Origin of the sequence: Cutibacterium porci (assembly GCF_009696315.1) — a bacterium.
Taxonomy (GTDB): domain Bacteria; phylum Actinomycetota; class Actinomycetes; order Propionibacteriales; family Propionibacteriaceae; genus Cutibacterium; species Cutibacterium porci.
In genome coordinates this window covers 26184-44323 of sequence record NZ_VUMG01000001.1, presented here as the reverse complement: position 1 = coordinate 44323, position 18140 = coordinate 26184, and the positions used below count along the sequence as shown (strand labels likewise).

15 protein-coding genes and 3 tRNA genes are annotated in these 18140 nt (G+C 59.3%); 10 read left to right on the top strand and 8 right to left on the bottom strand.

All coding sequences use genetic code 11. The features are described 5' to 3' along the window. Positions 1-49 precede the first annotated feature (49 nt). Entirely contained in the window at positions 50-616 is a 567-nt protein-coding gene (locus tag FYJ43_RS00205; RefSeq protein WP_326833195.1) for a WhiB family transcriptional regulator, read from the bottom strand. 356 nt (positions 617-972) lie between these two features. Between FYJ43_RS00205 and FYJ43_RS00200 the strand changes: the two genes are divergently transcribed. Continuing rightward, complete coding sequence (locus FYJ43_RS00200) at positions 973-3120, top strand: cation:proton antiporter (protein WP_154562003.1); 2148 nt, start codon at positions 973-975, stop codon at positions 3118-3120. 57 nt (positions 3121-3177) lie between these two features. On the opposite strand, the gene FYJ43_RS00195 is transcribed toward FYJ43_RS00200, so the two are convergent. The 3 genes from FYJ43_RS00195 to FYJ43_RS00185 form a co-directional block, all read right to left on the bottom strand. Beyond that, the gene (locus FYJ43_RS00195; protein ID WP_154560943.1) at positions 3178-4392 is read right to left on the bottom strand and encodes an MFS transporter; all 1215 of its coding nucleotides are present in this window, start codon (positions 4390-4392) and stop codon (positions 3178-3180) included. 327 nt (positions 4393-4719) lie between these two features. Next, positions 4720-6171, bottom strand: a complete 1452-nt coding sequence (gene argG, locus FYJ43_RS00190; protein WP_154560941.1) for an argininosuccinate synthase — start codon at positions 6169-6171, stop codon at positions 4720-4722. 167 nt (positions 6172-6338) lie between these two features. Next, positions 6339-7337, bottom strand: coding sequence for an NAD(P)H-quinone oxidoreductase (locus tag FYJ43_RS00185; protein WP_154560939.1), 999 nt, complete (start codon positions 7335-7337; stop codon positions 6339-6341). A gap of 173 nt (positions 7338-7510) precedes the next feature. Here FYJ43_RS00185 and FYJ43_RS00180 point away from each other — a divergent pair, with 173 nt between their 5' ends. From FYJ43_RS00180 to FYJ43_RS00165, 4 genes are all read left to right on the top strand, one after another. Then, positions 7511-8167 (top strand): hypothetical protein, encoded by a 657-nt coding sequence (locus tag FYJ43_RS00180; protein WP_154560937.1) that lies wholly within the window; start codon positions 7511-7513, stop codon positions 8165-8167. A 413-nt stretch (positions 8168-8580) separates the two neighbouring features. Further along, positions 8581-9066 carry a hypothetical protein gene (locus FYJ43_RS12125; RefSeq protein ID WP_326833292.1) on the top strand — a complete coding sequence of 162 codons (486 nt, stop codon included), beginning with the start codon at positions 8581-8583 and terminating at the stop codon, positions 9064-9066. Positions 9067-9202: 136 nt separating this feature from the next. Next, positions 9203-9288, top strand: a tRNA-Ser gene (locus FYJ43_RS00170). A 70-nt stretch (positions 9289-9358) separates the two neighbouring features. After that, positions 9359-9850, top strand: coding sequence for a hypothetical protein (locus FYJ43_RS00165; RefSeq protein ID WP_326833291.1), 492 nt, complete (start codon positions 9359-9361; stop codon positions 9848-9850). 113 nt (positions 9851-9963) lie between these two features. Here FYJ43_RS00165 and FYJ43_RS00160 read toward each other — a convergent pair whose 3' ends face one another. Both FYJ43_RS00160 and FYJ43_RS00155 read right to left on the bottom strand, forming a co-directional pair. Then, entirely contained in the window at positions 9964-10191 is a 228-nt protein-coding gene (locus FYJ43_RS00160; protein ID WP_154562001.1) for a hypothetical protein, read from the bottom strand. A 55-nt stretch (positions 10192-10246) separates the two neighbouring features. After that, on the bottom strand, positions 10247-11956 hold the full coding sequence (locus tag FYJ43_RS00155; protein ID WP_154560931.1) for a sodium:solute symporter family protein: 1710 nt from the start codon (positions 11954-11956) through the stop codon (positions 10247-10249). Between the two features lie 227 nt (positions 11957-12183). Between FYJ43_RS00155 and galK the strand changes: the two genes are divergently transcribed. After that, the gene (galK, locus tag FYJ43_RS00150; protein WP_154560929.1) at positions 12184-13413 is read left to right on the top strand and encodes a galactokinase; all 1230 of its coding nucleotides are present in this window, start codon (positions 12184-12186) and stop codon (positions 13411-13413) included. A 128-nt stretch (positions 13414-13541) separates the two neighbouring features. Then, complete coding sequence (locus FYJ43_RS00145) at positions 13542-14513, top strand: LacI family DNA-binding transcriptional regulator (protein ID WP_154561999.1); 972 nt, start codon at positions 13542-13544, stop codon at positions 14511-14513. 41 nt (positions 14514-14554) lie between these two features. Here FYJ43_RS00145 and FYJ43_RS00140 read toward each other — a convergent pair whose 3' ends face one another. After that, positions 14555-16399 (bottom strand): LCP family glycopolymer transferase, encoded by a 1845-nt coding sequence (locus FYJ43_RS00140; protein ID WP_326833194.1) that lies wholly within the window; start codon positions 16397-16399, stop codon positions 14555-14557. Between the two features lie 236 nt (positions 16400-16635). On the opposite strand from FYJ43_RS00140, the gene FYJ43_RS00135 reads away from it, so the two are divergent. Beyond that, positions 16636-16725 (top strand) — tRNA-Ser (locus tag FYJ43_RS00135). Positions 16726-16939: 214 nt separating this feature from the next. Then, positions 16940-17012, top strand: a tRNA-Arg gene (locus FYJ43_RS00130). Positions 17013-17084: 72 nt separating this feature from the next. On the opposite strand, the gene FYJ43_RS00125 is transcribed toward FYJ43_RS00130, so the two are convergent. Further along, positions 17085-17291 (bottom strand): PLDc N-terminal domain-containing protein, encoded by a 207-nt coding sequence (locus FYJ43_RS00125; protein WP_154560927.1) that lies wholly within the window; start codon positions 17289-17291, stop codon positions 17085-17087. Between the two features lie 56 nt (positions 17292-17347). On the opposite strand from FYJ43_RS00125, the gene FYJ43_RS00120 reads away from it, so the two are divergent. After that, positions 17348-18073: a glycerophosphodiester phosphodiesterase gene (locus FYJ43_RS00120; protein WP_154560925.1), complete on the top strand. Its 726-nt coding sequence runs from the start codon at positions 17348-17350 to the stop codon at positions 18071-18073. Positions 18074-18140 lie beyond the last annotated feature (67 nt).

Below are 18140 nucleotides of genomic sequence, written 5' to 3'. Positions count from 1 at the left end.
CCAGCTTGCCACCACAGGATGATCACGCGGTGAACAATGCGTGACGTTCTCAGGCGGCCAACCGTGTACGGCTCGGATGAGGACGACCAGTCACTGACTCGTAGGCGGCAGGCAGGCGGGGCGCCGCGACTTTTGACGGATCCTTGTGATGGGGAGTTGGCGAAGCGTCGCGGGCCCGACGCAGGTGCCGCTTCACGGTGGACAGCGAGCAACCGAGACGGTCTGCGATGAAGCTCAGCGGCTGGTCCGGGTGAGCCCGGCGAAGCCGTATGACGTCCTGGGTGGCAATCTGGTGGCCGCTGCCGATGATTCCGGCGAAGGATCCCAGATCGTCGGGACGCACCTTGATGCCGAGGTAGGCGCGGATGCGCGAGCGTTGACGCGGTGTGGTGCCGGCAACGAATCCTGCGACGTCGTGATCGAGGATGGCATTCTCGAGGCACTGCTCAAAGAGTGGGCAGCTAGAGCACGCGGCGCGAGCGCGGGCCTGCAGTGTGCGCTCCAGGCGCTGTTCGTCAGGTGTAGCAGCAGTGCTGTCACCTTCGAGCAGGGGATGCTGGAAGACCGCTCTGAGGTTGGCGCAGGACGGGAGATTACGATCATTCGTCCGATTCACGATGGCTCCTTTCCAATGGGCCAAGGCGGCGTGTGCGACGTCAGCTGGCAGAGATGCTACAAGTGCTTTGCAGAGCGCAATGTGGCGTGGACGGTGATCAAATTGGACGTCCAAATTTGCTTGTGGGGCTGATGTGCACGTACACATAATCGAGTTTTCGCAGCGAAAGGCGAGGCGGACGGATGGTTATCAGAACAGCCGAGAGTGTACTTTTGGACAGTGCGCGACTGGAGCGTTCGACTTTCGTCTATGTGCATACGGTGTTTACACTCGCGGCAGGACCCGTCACCTGCCGGTCCCGCGTGGGAAAGTGGCGGCGTCCCGGTTAGAGTGCCTGGGTGGATGCAGCAACATACATGGCACTTGTACTTGTCCTGGCAGTCGGTGCCCAGTGGCTCGGATGGCGGTTACGCCTGCCCGCGCTGCTGTTCCTCCTCGTCATTGGTTTCGCTCTCGGACAGTGGGTTACCCCCGATGAGATCTTCGGTAAGAAGCTGTTATTCGACGGCGTCAACCTCTCTGTGGCAATTATCCTCTTCGAGGGGTCACTTGGACTGAAACTGCGCGAAGTCCGGGATCTCGGACGACCGATCTTCCGGTTGTGCACTCTCACCGCAGGGTTGGCGTGGGTTCTCATTACCGTCGCGGCGACGCTCCTGGGGTTCGATGGACGAGTCTCCTTGCTGCTCGGTGCCATCCTCATAGTGACTGGCCCAACGGTGATTAACCCGATTTTGCGTCAGTTACGCCCCACCCGACGAGTGAGTGCCCTACTGAGGTGGGAGGGAATCGTCGTCGATCCGCTCGGTGCCATTCTGGCCCTGCTGGTCTACCAGGCCATTACTAGCATCGACGGATCGTCCATTGGACGGGGAGTCTTGAACTTAGGGCTCACCCTTCTAGTAGGGCTGCTCTTTGCTGGCCCTATTGGTTGGATTCTTACTGCGATGATGAGGCGGCACCTCATTCCCGACTTCCTGCAAGGCGTGATCTTTGTCGGGGCTGCGGTTGGCACATGTGTTGGCGCAAACGTCCTTCAGGAGGAGTCGGGCCTGGTCGCCGTCACGATGCTCGGCATCTACTTGGCTAATCAGCGCAATCTTGAGCTTGAACCCGTCGTCGAGTTCAAGGAGCACCTGCAGGTGCTGTTAGTGGGTGTGCTGTTCATCATGCTTGCCGGGCGCGTCACCCCATCCCAGATCCTCGACATCTTGCCTACCGGCCTCATTTTCGTCGCGCTTCTGGTGCTCGTCATCCGTCCCGCTTCGGTGCTTCTGGGGTTGGTTGGTACCGAGACGACGCGCCAAGAACGCACGCTGATGGCGTTTATGGCTCCCCGAGGAATCGTGGCGGCGTCGGTGGCGTCAGTTTTTGCGCTGCAGTTCAGTGAATCCGCTAACCACGTACGGGAGCAGGCGACGCAGATTGCGCAATCTGATCCGGAGCGTTCCAAGCAACTGCTCTCCTTCGCCAATCAGATCGCTGGTATGGCTAGCCAGGTCGACAGGCTCGTGCCGCTAGTCTTCTTGGTCATCGTCTGCACCGTCGCCATCTACGGGTTGGGTATCGGAAGACTTGCCGAGAAACTCGGGCTCGCCTCCGCAAGCCCACGGGGAGTGATGTTTGCAGGGTCGCCCTCCTGGACGATCGACACTGCCAAGACATTGCGTGACCTCGACGTGCCGACCCTCATCGTCACTCGACGCGCCTATGACCTATACGCAGCGCGCAAAGCCGGTCTGCGATGTGAGGCTGCCGACTTTCTGTCCGAATACGCCACCGAAGATATGGACTTGGCAGGCATCGCCTCGATGGTGGCGTGTACGTCAGACGACGACACTAATTCCATTGCGTCGGTGCATTATCGGCGTGCATTGGGGCGGGCGAATGTTTTCCAATTAAAGCGAATGGATGAAGGAGATGACGGTGACGCCACTACTGGTGCCGCGCAGATCCTCAAAGCGAGAACGGCCTTTGATCCGCCGACCTCGCACTCGGCCATGGACAAAATGTGGCGTAATGGCAAACGAGTGCGCCGCGTCACGTTGGATGAGGACCTCAGCTGGGACGAATTCCGGGACGCGATGCCAGACGCCGTGGTGATGTTTGTCGTGAAGCCGTCGTCGGTCAGTGTTGCCAATAATGAGATGAGCGCTCCTAAAGAGGACGACACCATCATTTACCTGGGAGACGAGTGGAAACACGTTCCACAGCCCGCTGTCGCACAGGAGGAGGAGCCGAGTCGACAGACGATGTCGGTTCCGTCTTCAGAGGAGGCAGTGCGAGATCGCATTGACGCCGACCGGAAAGCGGCTGACACGAAGGATGAACCTGCTGACAATGCGGTAGGTAACGACTCGTCTGGTTATGGTGAAAGAGGCGGGAAATCTGAGCATGTTGTGCAGACTCATGGGCGAGAAGAGGAGCCAGTACAGCCACGATCCGGTGAGTTGAGTCCTGGCAGACCGTCGCCGGTATCGGCTGATTCACCGAATGAGTGGTGAAGGGCCAAATACTCGATCGGGTCTACGCTACGTACGTTGCTACGCAATATCACGTTGCTACGCAATGCGACGGTTGCGGATCGCCCTTTCCGTCGTCCACATGGCGGCGCCAATAACGGCACCTGCGATTCCGGCGACGAGGAATCCCCACTGCCAGCCGTTGGCGTCCATAATGGCGCCGATGAGCGGGGCCGCCATGGCCGTCCCGCCATTGAGACACGATCCCTGCCATCCGATGATGGTGCCGCGCGAGCTTGGAGGCACTAGGTCGGTCAGCGCATCGACCGAGGACGTGATCGTCGGAGCGCAGAACACTCCGCCCACGAAGAGCAAGATGGCCGATGACGCCGGGCCGTTCGATAAGGCCGCTAAAGCGGTGAGGGCGCCCAGAAATAGCAAGAGAAGCGCAGTTGACGCTCCTCGAGGCAAAGCTCCGTACAGGACGCCGCCAATAGCTGACCCGAACCCGGATGCAGCCAGCACCCAACCAATCATTTCGGGGTACCCCATCGACCTCATGGCAGCGACGGTCGTCAACTCAATACCCCCAAGACAGAACCCGGTGGCGACGACGGTGAAGAGGATGGACGCTGACCGTGGCGACAACCACGCCACCTTACGACTACGAGGCGCCTGGACGACTGGCGCAGCTGAGGCTGGGGTGCGAGCGGCGGGCGGGACTGGGTTGTCCTCTGATGGTTCTGTCGTCGCAGGATTGAGGACCATCAGACCGACAGCTCCGATGGCGGCAACGAATCCGCACGCTGTGATCGTGATCTGGGTCCCGATGGTCGTGGCGGCAATAATAGCGACGGTCGGGCCGATCATGTAGCAGATTTCCACGCTTACAGAATCAAGTGACAATGCGGCACGGCGTCGTGATGAGGGCACGGCGGCCATAAGGACTTGACGCGGGATAGTGAAGATCGGGTAATTCCATAGCCCACCGATTGCGCACAGCGCTAGGAGTGGAAAATACCCTAGCCAAGGACACAATCCCCACGTGGCAGTCGTGATAATGAGTGAGGGAAACATCGTGCGTCGCAGTCCGCGGCGGTCGACCATGCTGCCGCGCCAGGGCCCAGAGACCATTGTTGCGACGGTGACCACGGTCGTTACCGCTCCGGCGCGCACGTAGTCGAGGTGTAACGAACTCACCACGTGGACACTCATGACGATTCCGAGGCTGAAAATCGGAATGCGGATAAGGGCCGATAACAGGAGGGTCGTCCATACCTCCCGAATGGCGATAACATCCCGGTAACCGTGCATCTAAGCACTCTATAACGTTCACGATGTATTAGCGCCTCACTACCGCCTCAGTCTGAGTGGGCTAGGCGACGATACGCAGCCCACCCAGATAACGCCGTCGACGCATTGCGGATAGTGGCCGAGTTCTCACTGGTCTTGATATCTGCGACGACTCGTCATCGCCGCAAACGCTCACGGGAAATGACGGAATCCAACCGGCGGTGATCGTCAAGGGGTCGATATTGCTGTCATATAACGCATATGAAGTAAGGAATATGGAGCAAAAACCATCGAAAGCCACAAGGTAACGACAAAATGATGCGCAGAATCAGGGATATTTCCCAGCGATCAGTCGACGCCAAATTCCATTGCAGCAGCGTCGAGAGCCTTCTGACCATCCCCGTCATCATCATCGTCGTTGGACGCAATAGCTGCTGCACCACCGGCCTCAAGCTGCCCGACGAGGTCAGCGTGGCTCGTGAGCTGGCCCTGGGCAGAGTAGAGCTCAAGCTTGTCGCGGGTGTCGGCGATGTCAAGGTTGCGCATGGTGAGCTGACCAATGCGATCGGTGGGGCCAAAAGCGGCACCCTCAACGCGCTCCATTGACAGCTTCTCGGAGTGGTATGAGAAGCTCGGCCCGGTGGTGTCAAGGATGGTGTAGTCCCAGCCACGACGCAGCTTAAGCGTGACCGATCCGGTAATGGCGCTGGCGACCCAATGGGTGAGAGATTCCCGAATCATGAGCGACTGTGGGTCGAGCCAGCGCCCCTCATAGAGCAGCCGCCCAAGGCGACGCCCCTCATTGTGATAGGTCTCCAGCGTGTCTTCGTTGTGGATGGCGTTGGCAAGACGCTCGTAGGCGATGTGAAGTAAGGCCATGCCTGGGGCTTCATAGACGCCGCGAGACTTTGCTTCGATAATGCGATTTTCGATCTGGTCGCTCATGCCGAGGCCGTGCCGACCGCCAATGGCGTTGGCCTCCAGAACCAGGGCGACTTTGTCGTCATATTCCTTGCCGTTAATGGCGACGGGCAGACCCTGTTCGAAGGAGACCGTCACTTCCTCAGCGTCGATATTGACGTCTGGGTCCCAGAACTTGACGCCCATGATCGGGTCGACGGATTCGAGGGAGACGTGCAGGGATTCGAGTTTCTTGGCCTCGTGGGTGGCGCCCCAAATGTTGGCGTCGGTGGAGTATGCCTTTTCCTTGGAGTCGCGATATGGAAGGTTATGCGCTGAGAGCCAGGCACTCATTTCGTCGCGACCGCCGAGTTCGGCGACGAAGTTTTCGTCAAGCCACGGCTTGTAGATTCGCAGTTGTGGGTTGGCGAGCAGGCCATAGCGGTAGAACCGTTCGATGTCGTTGCCCTTGTAGGTGGAGCCATCCCCCCAGATGGAGACGTCGTCGTTATGCATGGCCCGTACCAGCAGGGTGCCGGTGACGGCGCGACCGATGGGAGTGGTGTTGAAGTAGGGGCGTCCGGCGGAACGAACGTTGAATGCGCCGCACGCGATAGCGCTCAAGCCCTCCTCGACGAGCGCTGCTTTACAGTCAACGAGTCGGGAGATTTCAGCGCCGTAGTCAAGGGCGCGTCCCGGCACTGACGCGATGTCGGGTTCGTCGTACTGGCCAATGTCGGCGGTGTAGGTGCATGGCACTGCGCCGTTTTCGCGCATCCACGCGACGGCGACGGAGGTGTCGAGACCTCCGGAGAATGCGATGCCGACGCGCTCGCCGACGGGAAGATGAGTGATGACCTTGGACACGTCGACAACCCTAGCGCATATATATGCAGACATCCAAATGGATATGCGGTCTGTTGGGTTGAGGGACCACCTGATGACGCGTGGAGGGTTGGCAGTCTGCCGTCAGGGCCGAACGATTGCCGGGCAGTATGAAGCGACCTGCCAAGACTGACGTCATGGCAGGTCGCTGCTTGAGATGGGGTGTGCTGGTATTGCCTCAGTCAGAGAGTGAGCGCGATCTTGCCGAGCACCGCACCGGATTCGAGCTTTTCGTGAGCCTTGCCAGCCTCAGTCATGGGGAAGGATTCGACCGGGGCAGGTTTGATATCGCCGTTGGTGTACATGGGCCACGCGACCTCGCGGACGCGCTGGCAAATTGCGGCTTTCTCGTCAAGGGGCCGGGGTCGCAGGCTAGTAGCGGTGATAGAGGCGCGCTTGTTAAGGAGTTTTCCAATGTTGAGCTCTCCCTTGGCGCCGCCCTGCATTCCGATGATGTCGAGACGTCCGCCCGTGGCGAGTGCATCGACATTGAGACCGAGATACTTAGCGCCCATGACGTCGAGGATGACGTCGGCGCCGCGGCCTTCGGTGGCGTCTTTAACTGCGGCAACCCAGTCACCGTGGTAGTCGAGGGCAATGTCGGCGCCGAGATTGCGACAAAACTCCTGCTTCTCGACGGTGCCGCAGGTAGTTATAACCGTGCATCCGAGCGCCTTGGCGTATTGGATGGCGAACTGGCCGATGCCGCCTGCGCCGCCGTGTACGAGGAAGGTTTCGCCCTTGGCTAGCCCGACGTGATCCATATTGGAGATGACGGTGGCCGCGACCTCGATGAGAGTTGACGCCGTGACTGGATCAATGCCCTCGGGAATTGGCAGAAGCTGGCCAGCAGGGACGACGACGTATTCGGCGTAGCCACCGCCCGCAAGTAGAGCGACGACCTCGTCCCCCTTAGGCCAAGTGACGTCAGAGCCGAGGGCGACGACTGTGCCCGTGACTTCAAGACCCATGGTGTCCGAAACACCCTTCGGGGGCGGGTAAAGACCCTGGCGCTGCAGCAGGTCGCCCCGGTTGATACCCGCTGCCCTCACTTTGACAAGGACCTCTCCTGGGCCCGGTTGGGGTGTGGGAACTTCGGTCCATTCAATGCACTCGGGGCCGGGACGATGGCGCCCCTTGGAATCGGTCTTGTCAGTAGGGCGGACGGTGATCGCATGCATGTATCAAGCCTGCCACAGTGAGTTCAGCTGGGCTGTCTGAGATGTAAGGCCCCACGCCGTAGCCTCAAGATTTCACGTGGAGGGACGGGGAGTGTCCACAGATCTTGGGACTTATCCACAGATTTTGGATCTGAGGCTTCTCATGAGTTTCGCGCACCCTCAGGATTGTCGCCATGGTGATGAATGGTAAAGGCGCAAGACGCTGTCGTCGGCGCGTTGCGATGGTGGCATCCCTTGTCGTGGCTGGTTTAGGGGTGGCGGCATGTGGAACTTCCGGAAATTCTTCTGACGCGACAGGAGGGATAACTCCGGTTGCGAGGGCGACTTCGACACACAGGTCGACGCCGCCGCCCAGTGCGCAGACGCCAAAGGTTGTCAAGGTTTCGGCAACCCCAGTCCCTGGGACGAAGCAGGACGCGTTGTTTTTAGAGGCGAAGCAGGTATATGAGACGTATCTGGAACAAACCTTATTGTTTGAGCAAGAAGGCGGGGGTAAGAATCTTCCACTAGGCTTAGAAAGCGTGGTTGGCGGAGTATGGCAAGAGATGATTTCAGAATACTACGAGAAGGTAAAAGAGCGCGGCCATATAGTACGCCCTGAATCTGCGGGATACGGCTTTGTTAACATTGGTCGTCGTGCGGATCGCGAGGGGCATGAAATTGCCATCAATTCGTGTGTTGACCAAAGGGGGTGGGAGTTTATTGACTCTGAAGGTAATGTAGTTTCACGTGGAATTATTAAGCACAACGAAGTGTTTCTTGACCACGTTGCTGGTCGGATGGTGATCGTAGATGGACTCTCGGAAAGGGTTAGCAAATGCGAATCTTGACGCTCGCGGTGGCGGTGTTAGTTGCCGTTCAAGGGATCGGATTTCCGCAAGCAGATGGGAGTTCTCGGTCCAGGGGAGTCGTTGATAACGAGGAGAGTGGCGTCATAAGCATTGAGAAACATTTGCGTGGTTCTCACCGTAAACCCGGGATCAAAATTGGCGGAGGGGCTAAGCATGGCACGCCGGGATTCGACGGTTCCCATCGCAAGCGCCGCAGTCCGCACGCGGGAAGTCGTCGATCCCCTGCTCATCCTGGGCCGTCCGAACCGGTAAGGCGATGGGGAAGTGATGCCTATATTGATTCCTCCATTTTGTCTATGTCTAAAATTCCTTACTTGCCTGGGCTTAACCCTCGCTCTAAGGAATCAAAGCTTCACCGGTCGGCGTCATCTCCATCTCCTGCTAAGCCTCACGTGCCGACTCGAGAAGAAGTCCGAGAATGGTCGATCAATCTTGCGACGAATATTCATCTCGCTAAGCCAGTCGTCGATATTGAGCCGAGGCCTTCCGCTAACAAATGGGGCATCACTGCGGTGGGGCAGCCGTTGTGGTTTCACAATGCAGGGGCAGAACGTCACACCGCTAGTGAATCATCGCACGGAATTACCGTATCCCTAGATGCTGAACGAGTTGAGACAATTTATGACACCGGAGAGAAAACCATCCATTGTGCACACTCAACTCCACGCCCAGAAAACGCCGATCCTCGGGCGCAGTCTCCAGATTGTGGTTACATTTATCAGCATCCGGGAAATTACACCCTGCGCATGACTGAGGTATGGCACGTGGGATGGCGGTCAGGGGACCAGTCAGGTGTAATCGTCGCGAAGCGATCGTCGTCTAAACCGTTGAAGGTCAACGAACTCATTGGCGTACTCACAGCGTCTGGAGGGCGATGAGGTCGGCCGCCTGAGCTCCGAAGGCGCTGCTACCCGCGCCCGAGGATGACAACGCTGATGTATGAGCATGTCTCTGGGTGAGTGAATATGATCGGCAAATCATGGCTAAGATGTGATCACCGGGTCGTGCCCGGTTGGCGAGATCGCATAGTGGACGAGTGCAGCCGCCTTGAAAGCGGCCGAGGGAAACCTCCGTGGGTTCGAATCCCACTCTCGCCGCCACGGAGCCTGGCTCCCAGGTGCGATATCTGAGGGTCAGGCCCTTCATATATCGGCTTAGCAGTGATGGGAGATTGGGATGCCCAGGACGGACGTGACGGATCTTCCACCCGGCACGACCAGGCATGTCATGTCTCCGGAGCCCCCTATTCGTGGCTTTATCATTGCTGGCATCTTGTCCATCGTCGGCGCTGTCCTCATGATCGTCAGCATCGCTAAGGGCTGGCATGAGCTGGTGACCATTCTCTTTATCGCTGTTTTCGCTTGCGGTATTGCCCTGGCCGTCACGGCGGCATGGTCGATGGCTCACATGAAGCTCTATGTTGATTTAGACGACGAGGGCTACCACATCCACGGTGCCGGACAAGACCGTCGCGGGAGCTGGAGCAAGGTCACGAAGGCTGCGCTCACCGAGTCACGATCCCGTCTCACCCTTTACCACGGCCGGGTTGGGCGTACACATATCGTCCGTCCCGGAATGGGGGACCCCCAAGAGATGGATGACCTCGCCGTCGATGTCGCACATCGCCTCGACAAGTCACGCGGGTATCGTCAAGACATCTGAGTCAATGGTTACATAACTGGGCTACATAACACAGTGGTGTTCCGAAGCATCCTCGGAACACCACTGCCTTGAAATGTACCGCTAGCCTTAGCTAGCAATTAATACCGGAAGGTTCAGGCCGTCGTCGTGCGATCCCCTGCAGCAGACCCGTCGGCATCCTTAGCCTCCGGTACTTTGACCGGGCGAAGCTTCACCCACACCAGGAACACTGTTCCTGCGGCGAGCAGGCATATTCCCGACCATAGGTCGGCGTGAGCGTCAGAACCCTTGACCAGCCCAGTGATCGTCAAAATAATCCCGTAAAGTCCGAGTAATCCACCAATGACAGTCCGAATGTCCATCGCGCGAGCGACACGACGGCGAGAGGTGGCAGTTGCGTTCGACATGGCAAGCTCCTCAGAAGACGATGTTGAGAACGACGGTGATGGCTAACACGGTCATGCCGAGCGGAACCGTGCGGCGGTACCACGGCAGACTCTTCTCTTGCGGATCGACGAGGTGCTCCTTTGGGGTTTCCGAGTACACCAGCCTGACCAGTTCCTCGGCGGGCTTGGGCTCGGTGAACAGCGACACCACGATGCTGACGATGATGTCGGCGACAAACCCTACCGTGGCAGCAAGGAACGCCGTGCCTTGACCTGGCAAGGTAAACACTCCCGTCAGGCTCATAACCCACACTGTCACAGCGCTCAGAGTGCCGACGACGAGGCCCGACCAACCAGCATGAGGGGTTGACCGCTTCCAGAACATTCCAAGGATGAACGTCGCAAAGAGCGGGGCGTTGAAGAACCCAAACAACGTCTGCAAGTAGTCCATGATGTTGGAGAACCCTGACGCCATAAACGCCGTTCCGATGGCAATGACGGTTGCGATAACTGTGGCGATGCGTCCCACCTTGACGTAGTAGTCGTCGGACTTGTCTTTGACGACGTAGTGCTGCCAGATGTCCACGCTGAAGACGGTATTGAATGCCGAAATATTCGCCGCCATGCCAGCCATAAATGCAGCCAGTAGACCCGTTATTGCCACGCCCGTCAGTCCAGTAGGTAACAGGCTTCGGATGAGGAACAGCACGGAGTCGTTGTATTGGACGAAGCCGCCTGATGCGCCGCCGGCAACCTTCTCGCCAGCCTTCATACGGGCGATCTCGGGGACGAGCACCGCTGCGAGCATGCCTGGCAAAACCGTCAGGAAAGGCACGAGCATCTTCGGGAAAGCGCCGATAATGGGCGTCTTGCGCGCAGATGACAGCGAATCAGATGCCATTGCTCGCTGTACCTCGACGAAATTTGTCGTCCAATAGCCGAAGGACAGCACGAATCCGAGGCCGAGCGTGATGCCAATGACAGACATCACCGGATTGCTGAACCCGGATAGTGCTTGGCCGGGCCAGGAATGAAGCTGCTGGGCAGCGGGCGTCACGACGTCGGGATGAGCGTCAGCGGCAGCGGTGATCTTGGCCTTGAGGCCGCTCCAGCCGCCAACTCGGTGCAAACCAATAATGACAAGGGGCAAGAGAGAAGCGACGATGACGAAAAACTGCAGCACCTCGTTGTAAATGGCTGCCGACAAGCCACCAAGACTGATGTAAGCGAGCACGATGACCGCCGCGACGATGAGGGCGACCCACAATGGCCATCCCAACAAAGCATGGACGATCGTTCCAAGAAGGTACAGGTTGATACCGGCGATAAGTAGCTGGGCCAGCGCAAAAGAGATCGCATTGACTAAATGCGCCGCCGGACCAAACCGTTTGAGCATGAACTCTGGCACTGAGCGCACGCCAGAGCCGTAGTAGAAGGGCATCATGACGATGCCGAGGAACACCATCGCGGGGATAGCGCCGATCCAGAAGTAATGGACTGTCGGAATACCGATCTGGGCGCCATTGGCTGACATGCCCATGATCTCGACTGCGCCAAGGTTCGCTGACACGAATGCCAGCCCTGTCACCCATCCCGGTAGGCTCCGACCGGACAAGAAGAAGTCGAGAGAGTCGGATACCTGGTGTCTGGCGGCCAGCCCGATTCCGAGCACGAACACGAAATAGATGAGCAGGATCAGATAATCAACGAACCCTGCATTGATGAGTGTCTCCAACGGCATTATGTGGGGATGTCCTTTCGGTTGGTACGGGGAAGGAACGGCCTCGTTGGCGTCGCCCCGTGGGGAACCATAGACCCCCGGTGTGGCGTTAACTCACCCGCACCCGCTAGTTTTGAGTACGTAAACATTTTGAGTGAGCGAAGCTGGCATTGCGCTGACGTCGTCGCAGCCTTCGTCGTACGCTCAGCTCTGTTGACAAGGGATTTCGACCGGCAAAGGAGCCATTAATGTCGCAGATACCCCACGACATGGCGGCAGAACACCAGACCCCCACGATTCGTACAGCCTGGTCAGCTGAGGAAGGTGCCACGCGCGCACGTCACCTCTTCGCCGAGCACATTGGGGGCAGCCCCGACGGCGTCTGGGCGGCCCCTGGGCGTGTCAACATCATCGGCGAGCACACGGATTACAACAACGGTTTTTGTTTGCCCATTGCCCTTCCTCATCGCACCTATGTTGCTGCTCGACGCCGCGAGGATGACCGCGTCACCCTCGTCTCCCAGCTTGACGGCAGCGTCGTGACCTGGCAGGGAGCCATTGACGACATCGCTCCCGGATCGGTGACGGGGTGGAAGGCCTACACCGGGGGCGTTGCGTGGGCGCTGCGTCAGGCTGGTTATGAGGTAGGAGGATTCGAAGCTGCGCTGGTCACCTGCGTGCCGCTCGGCGCTGGGCTGTCGTCGTCGGCAGCCGTCGAATGTGGCGTCGGCCTTGCCCTCGCTGGCCTCTACGACCTCGGCCTCGCCGATGCCGACCGTACTAACCTTGTCAATGTTGCACGTGCCGCTGAGAACGAGGTTGCCAAGGCCCCGACCGGTGGACTGGACCAGACCGCCTCGCTGCGCACGACCGAAGGCCATGCCCTCCTCCTCGACTGTGACGACTGGTCGGCCCGTCAAGTCCCCTTCAACCTTGATGGCGCGGGTTTGGAGCTGCTTGTCATTGACACCCGAGCCCCTCACCGTCTGGTTGACGGCCAGTACGAGGCGCGCCGCCGATCTTGCGAGGACGCTTCTCGCATCCTGGGCGTCGGTAGTTTGCGTGAGGTTGCCGACTTGGGGGCTGCCCTGGCTGCTCTCGATGACGACGAGATGGCGCGTCGCGTCCGTCACGTCGTCACTGAGAATGATCGTGTCACCGAATTCGTCAAACTCCTCGACGACGGTCGTATCCGCGACGTAGGACCCCTCATGAACGCGTCCCATGACTCGCTACGTGACGACTACGAAGTCACCTGCCCCGAGCTGGACGCTGCCGTCGACGCGGCCCGAACTGCCGGTGCTCTCGGTGCGCGGATGACCGGTGGCGGATTCGGCGGTTGTGCCATCGCGTTGGTTGATCGCGACGTTCGCAACAAGGTTGCCACGCAGATCGCGGACACCTTCCGTGATGCCAGCTTCTCCCACCCCGACTTCTACGTCGTTACCCCCGGTCCAGCCGCCTTACGGGTGCAATGATGTGGGGCAGGATTCGCCGCACGTAAACGGCGGACGATGCCCGCAGTCGGATGCGGGTTGCTGACGTGCTTGTGTAGAGGATGTAGCTTATGACCGACCAGCAGCGTCGAGGGTCTTCGCGGCCTTCGATGGGTGACGTCGCCGCGGCGGCTGGGGTGTCCCAACAGACCGTCTCGCGGGTCGTCAACAATTCCGACGCCGTGCGCAAGAAAACCGTTGACAAGGTCCTTAAGGCGATGGCCGACGTCGGTTATTCACCCAACGTGGCGGCTCGGAGTTTGCGCTTGGGGCGCATGGGTGCCGTCGGCGTCCTTGTTACAGACCTTTCGCGTACTGGAGAGTTGCGGACGGTCCAAGCCATTGTTGAAGCAACCCGACGCAGCGAGTTCGCCGTCGTCCTTGATTGCCTTGAACCCACTGATGACCTCGTCACGGCATACCGGCACGCGATGAAGCGAATGGTAGGACGGGTCGACGGTTTCATCGTTGAGGGGCTTGAACTGAGCCATCCCGAGGAACTTGAGGTGCCGCCCGGGGCTCCAGTCGTGGTGGCTGGCCCTCCGTGCCGCCGTTTCTCGACTGTTGGGTGCGACCAGGCTGCTGGCGTGAGTGCTGCCGTCAACTATCTCTTGGCATTGGGGCACCGCACTGTCCACCTCATCAGCGGCCCGGACTACTCGCATCAAGCTGCCGTGCGCCGTCAGGCGTGGCAAGAATGCTTGGAGGCTAACAACTGCGAGATCCCCGATGTCATTACAGGGGGTTGGACGGCCTCGTCAGGACGCGATGCGGCGCGTTACCTCAAGACCACCGGGGCGACCGCTGTGCTCGCCAGCAACGACGAAATGGCAGCAGGGGTCATCATTGGCCTGCTCGACATGGGTATCAGAGTTCCCGACGACATATCGGTGGTTGGCTTTGATGACGTCCTTGGCGATGCAGTGTGGCCGACGTTGTCGACGGTGCGGCAGGACTTCGCGGCGATCGGTCAACGTCTCGTCGAAGAACTCCTGGCCCAATTGCAGGGTGCCCCGAAGACGTCGGTGATGGTACCGGCTCCTCTGGTCGTTCGGGCGAGTACCGCACCTCCGCAACACTGACCCGCAGAAATGAGCCGCGTCACCTCGCACGCGGTAGGGCGTCAGGGCTGCTGCGGGTTGTAAGCGCAGGCGTCAGTCACTGACTGCGAGACGTCGTGGCTGCTAGGTGAAGTGCGTGGAGTCGTGCGTGTGGGCGCCTTTGACGTGCGGGGTTTCGGCGTGGTGGATTTGGTGGCCTTGCTAGCCGAGGACCCGGTCACTGGCTTGTTCTTGTTCTTTGCTTGAGAGACGCCATGGATAGCGGCTTGTACTTGCTTGCGGACGAGACCGTAATCCGGATGGGACGAGACAAAATCATGCTGGCCATTGGTGAAAACGACACGGTTAATGTTGGCGTCGCGCATGTTGATGGCGAGGTCGACGAAAGCTGGCAGCATTCCCTGAGGGATGTCAGAGACCACCATCTGTCCGGACGCGTCGGCGATCGATTCAAATCGGGTCAGCACAGTCTGCGGGCTCGTTTGATCGAGAACAGCCTTCATAAGGCAGGATTGACGGCCCATGCGGTCATAGTCGGTGCTCTCCGAACGCGAGCGGGCATACCACATAGCGTGGTAGCCGTCGAGGTGCTGGTTAGGGCCAACTTCGAGGTAACCGTCAGGTTTCTTGCCTTCGGTGTTGCCAGCGATGGGTAGACGCTCGTTGATGTTTACCGACACTCCGCCAAGGGCGTCAATGAGTTTCTGTAGACCGTCGATGTCGAGCATGACGAAGTAGTCGATCTTGAGACCGAAGGCCTCCCCGGTGGCCAGTTTCAGGGCATCGGCTCCGGGAGAGTCGGTTGCTCCCATGCGGTCGGCGTAGTGAGCTGACACCGTTGACCAGATTTCATTCGCCATGTAGTTGGCATTGTCACCGTCGCCGTCTTCGCTGACGAACCCGTTAGGAAATATGGCATGTAGTGGCGAGTCCGGTGGAAATGGCATCCTCGCAGTGTTGCGGGGGAGTTGGAAGATCGACGTGTCACCGTTAGCGGTGTTGATCGACGCCACCATGATCGTGTCAGTGTTCATGGTGTTGTCGGCACGATAATTGCGAGCCTTGGTGTCGTCAGCTCCGACGAGCAGGACGTTGACTCGCGGTTTGGACGCCCAAATCGCCTTGACGTCCTGGTTGTAGTTGATGGACGGGCGGGTGACGGAGCGTTTGTCTGTGAAGATTTGGCCAAGCATGTGTGCTTCGTCATAGGCGTACCGGCCAGCGACGGCTAACGGGGTCGCGACGGTGGTACACAGCGCGGTGACAAGGATGGTCGAGCCCCAGCGTTGTCCGCGGGTGATGCCGTGAGGCCTGAGGTCCAGATGGGAAAAGGTCAGCAGCGCCACGAGGGCGACGGCAAGAATCGGCAAGCCCCATGTCAAAGCGGTGAGCAACCGTGGCCGCACGACAACCGATGCTGCAACTGAAGGATTCGCCACGACGAAGAAAACGGAGATGGTCAGCACGATGAGGATGAGACCGATGATCGTCAGTCCGGTGACACGGCGTCGCGGAATGCGGCTGCGAGACAAGGCTAGGCCGGGGATGAAAGCCCCAAGGACGGTCCATCCCAGACAGGCGCGGAAAGCATGGTTACGTTTGGCCTCCTCGTTCCACCTCGATGGCGTGCGGTGACTGCGGCCAGCTGATAACGCGTTAGCGGCGGCAGCTCGTCGGGCTGGGGTGGGACGGGATTTCGGCGCCCTGGCGGGTTGCGGAGTGTTCACGGGGGGTTCGGCTGCGGATCGCCGTGGACGCGGATAGGGCGTCGGCTGTCGGGCGGCTGCCTCAAGATCTGCCCGCCGCAGGACGTGGGTGTCCTCGTTGGCTTCCGGGTCGTTCATCCAATCCGGTTGGGCGGCGTGACGTGGAGACGGCGAATGGGCGCCGTACGACGCGTCAGCCATGCTCATCCCTTTCCGTGGGTCCCGATAGGGCGGACTCCATGTTAACCTCTGCCCGCAACATGAGGCTGTACCGGCTGGCTGGGCTATGCCCGTGATGACGTCCGTTCTGTGTCGTTATGGCAGAAGCGTCCCTTGTCAGAAGCGTATTGGAGGCAGGGTAGTGCTTTTTTCGTGCCTGAATCCTGCGCTCAGAATTGGAGGGTTAGGGGTTGAGAGGGTAGGCTGACACGGCACTTGGAGGTGTCGCCTAGTCAGGTCTATGGCGCCCGCCTGCTAAGCGGGTTTGGGAGGTAATCCCATCGCGGGTTCAAATCCCGCCACCTCCGCCGGATGCCCGGCGCCTCACATATGGGGTGCCGGGCCTGTGCGTTTAGATGGTGACGCTGTTAGCCGTCAGGTAGATCTCCTAGGGCTGGGGCAAGTGAGCCGCCCCATGATGGCCCGAAACCCAGGTATTTGGCGGAAATTCAGGGGGTGATCCATTCGAGTTTGCATTGCAAGCCCGAGGGCTGTAATGTTTAGCAACGCGCACAGCGAAAGGCGCCCGTGGCTCAACGGATAGAGCATCTGACTACGGATCAGAAGGTTGGGGGTTCGAATCCCTCCGGGCGCGCACAGTGATAACAACGAAACCCCCGCCACGATGGCGGGGGTTTCGTTGTTATCGGCTTGTCTTATCTGCCGTTTAACTGAGCGCTGCGTTCCGACCGGCGATAAACCACACGACAGGCCCAACTACCGGGAAGCAGAAGCAGATGACGATCCAGATCGTCTTGCCCGTCCCCGTTAGGTGGTCTGCCCTGAGAATCGACAGCAGGGACATCACAAACACGATGCCCGAAATGACGGTTCCCAGAGCAAACAAGATCAAGAAGAGACTGCTCGCAATCATGTGACTCAGCGTACCGATGCCGTCGAGCGACTCAATACCGGTGGCATCATGGCCCCATGACGACCGTGTGGGCCCACCGTGGTTCGAGCAGGTATTTCCCGGAAAACACCCTTCCCGCCTTCCGCAATGCCATCGATCTCGGCGCTGATGGTATTGAACTTGACGTCCAACTCACCAGCGACGGCCACGTTGTCGTCTGCCACGACGAGACCGTTGATCGCACCACCGATGGTCATGGACCCATCGTCGCCATGACCATTGACCATATTCGTCGCCTCAATGCTGCCTTCGGCACGAGTCACCCTCGTGCCCGCATTCCCCTCCTCGACGAGGTCCTGGACCTTCTTGTTCCCACCTCGCTTGCTCTCAACATTGAGCTCAAGAACAGTGTGGAACGCTATCCGGGCCTCGTCGACGCTGTTGTTCGCGCCATTAATAGTCGCCACATCGCCGACCGCATTGTCATCTCCTCGTTCAATCACCGCTGCATGGCTGAGGTTGCTGAACGCACCCACAATCGCGTCGCTCGCGCCATCCTCTACGCCGATGACATCGTTGACCCGTGGGACTACGCCCGGCACCTTGGCGTCCAAGCTGTACATCCGGGGGCGCATCTTCTCGTAGATCGTGATGACGTCGCGACGTTTCATGACGCCGGCTTGGCGGTACGTGCGTGGACGCTCGACCTCCCCGATGAGCTGCGTGCCGCCTATGCTCTCGGCGTCGATACCGTCATCACCAACGACCCCGCCACCGCCCAACAAGTCCGTGACGAAAATTGACGCCACCCTCACCTGCCCGGCATTTTCTTGCGGCAGCCGGCCTTTGACCGACAGAAATGTGCCCGGC